Source organism: Brachyspira sp. G79, from assembly GCF_002379365.1.
Lineage (GTDB): Bacteria > Spirochaetota > Brachyspiria > Brachyspirales > Brachyspiraceae > Brachyspira.
Genome location: NZ_JQIU01000014.1, coordinates 1 through 2302 on the forward strand (window position 1 = coordinate 1; position 2302 = coordinate 2302).

The 2302-nt window shown below is 24.2% G+C and carries 3 protein-coding genes; all 3 read left to right on the forward strand.

Going from position 1 to position 2302, the window contains the following annotated elements:
• Positions 1 to 760 (forward strand): Rpn family recombination-promoting nuclease/putative transposase (locus KQ44_RS14255; RefSeq protein WP_143277897.1); only part of this gene is annotated, 760 nt, incomplete at its 5' end.
• 238 nt (positions 761 to 998) lie between these two features.
• Positions 999 to 1673, forward strand: a complete 675-nt coding sequence (locus KQ44_RS14260; RefSeq protein WP_096738010.1) for a late competence development ComFB family protein — start codon at positions 999 to 1001, stop codon at positions 1671 to 1673.
• Between the two features lie 67 nt (positions 1674 to 1740).
• Positions 1741 to 2292 carry a hypothetical protein gene (locus KQ44_RS14265; protein WP_096738011.1) on the forward strand — a complete coding sequence of 184 codons (552 nt, stop codon included), beginning with the start codon at positions 1741 to 1743 and terminating at the stop codon, positions 2290 to 2292.
• Positions 2293 to 2302: the final 10 nt, after the last annotated feature.

Genomic DNA, 2302 nt, shown 5'->3' on the forward strand with positions numbered 1-2302 from the left:
TTTCCGCTCTGTAGAAATACTTACACCATTTAATTTAAAAAAGAATAAAAATTTAAAGGAAACAATTGTAGATGTTAAGTGTATTACTCAAAATGGCTCAGTAGTTATAATAGAAATACAATTACAAGGTAATTCAAGATTTCCAGAACGTATATTATATTACTGGGCAGTTAATTACAGCAAATTATTAAAGCATGGTGAAAGATACGATGAACTTACTCCTGTAATAAGTATTAATCTTCTTAATTTCAATTTGGATAAAACTAAAAATATACATTCATGCTATATGCTTTATGAGATGAATAATAAAAAACTTCTAACTGACCATTTGCAGATACATATAATAGAGTTAAAAAAGTTCAAGAAAAATGTATTATCTAAAGATTTAAATTATTGGCTCAAAATATTTACAAGTAAAAATTTGGAGGTATCTATGTCTGAAATAGTAAAAGAAAAACCTATAATGGAAGAAGTACAGATAAAATATAATAATTTTGTAAAAAGTAGATTAATGATGATGGAATATGAGAAAAAAGAGGCTTATTTATATGGAAATCAAATAATGCTTGATGAAGAGAGGAGATTAGGAAAAGAAGAAGGTATAAAAGAGGGTATAAAAGAGGGTATAAAAGAAGGTATAAAAGAGGGTATAGAACGAGAAAAATATTCATTAGCTAAAAATATGAAAAAAGAAAATATAGATATTAATATTATAAGTAAAGTAACAGGTTTGAGTATAGAGAAAATAGAAAAATTATGATAAAAATATATATCTAAAATAACAAAATGTAATAATATATTTGTTTGTAAGTTTATATTTTAAAATAATAATATATAATTATTCTTATTTCATAAACTAATACTATAAACCTAATTTTATACTTTATATTTTTATTTGTTGTTAATTTAACAATAAAAAATTAATTGTAATTATAAATTTGTTTTGACAAATAACAGTTTGTTTTGTATAATATCATTAGCTTTGGAGGGCGGTTTTTATGTATTTAGTAAATCTTATGGAACAAAAAGTGTCAAAATTAGCGGATTCATATTTGAAAGAAAAAAATATTCCTGTTAATACAAATATGCGTATGGATATTATAGCATATACTTTAAATAGAGTTCAGCCTCAGTATGTTACAAGTGCTAGGGGGGTGCTTCACAGCTACAATAGAGACCCTATTCAAAGTAACACAGAAATACTAAGTATTATAGCAGATGCCTGTGATATAGTAAGCAGAAGAAAAGAAAATACATTACTTGAGTCAGTTCCTTCTATTGATGAAAGCGGATATTATTTAACTTATCCTAGTATAATGGGTAATATTACAGCTTCCAGTAATTTTGAAAAAATAGAAAATGCTTTAGTTTATATATTTTGCGAAGGAAAGATACTTCAGGGGTATGGGGTTAATTTTCCTAATCCTGCTATAGTATCAAGTAATGTACCTGGAAAGTTTATGTTTTGTTTTATGCCTAAAAAAGTTGATTCTAATGAAGAAGTAGAAGTCAATTTAGATATTGTTATAGAGTCTGAAAAGTTTATGCAGTATGAAAGTGTTTTATCATTTAGATTAAAACCATCGTATTATAATGCAGGCGATATGCCGCTATTTTCTATAGAAGAGGTTAATGACATTCTTTTAATAGAAAATCATAATATACCTAGTTAAATATATCTATTTTAAATAATAATTGGTTATTATTTTTAATATAATCTTTTTTATTTAAGAGAAGTTGATGAAAGTAATTAGATTTATTGTATTTGCCTGTTTTTTAGTTATTTTTATAGTAATAGCAAATTTAATTCATAAAAATATAAACTCTTATGAAGTTGTAACTATAACAAGCCCTTTTACATATTATAATATAATAACTTATGGGAATAATGATATTAAGGCTTTAGCATCGCTTTCTTTTAAGGATTCACTTGATAGTTTATCTGAGATGTTTGATATTGATAGAGCTTTTGTAGCTAATAATATTTTAAGAAAGACTATTAAGATAAGGGAAAATGAAGCAGAACTTGTAGTTTTTACAGATGATAATTCTATAGGTCAAATAACAATTAATAGTTCTAATAATACCGATGTTTTTCTTGAAAATGTTTTAAGCAGTTTGTCTTCTAATAATATACAGCTTGATAAATATTTATTAGATGATACTGACGGAAATATATTATCTGAAGTTTATACACATAAGTCAGATACATATAAAATAATTATAACAAAGACTTATTTAGATAATTCAGATAATTTAACTATAGATTATATCAATTTAAATATATTTTAATATTTGCAAG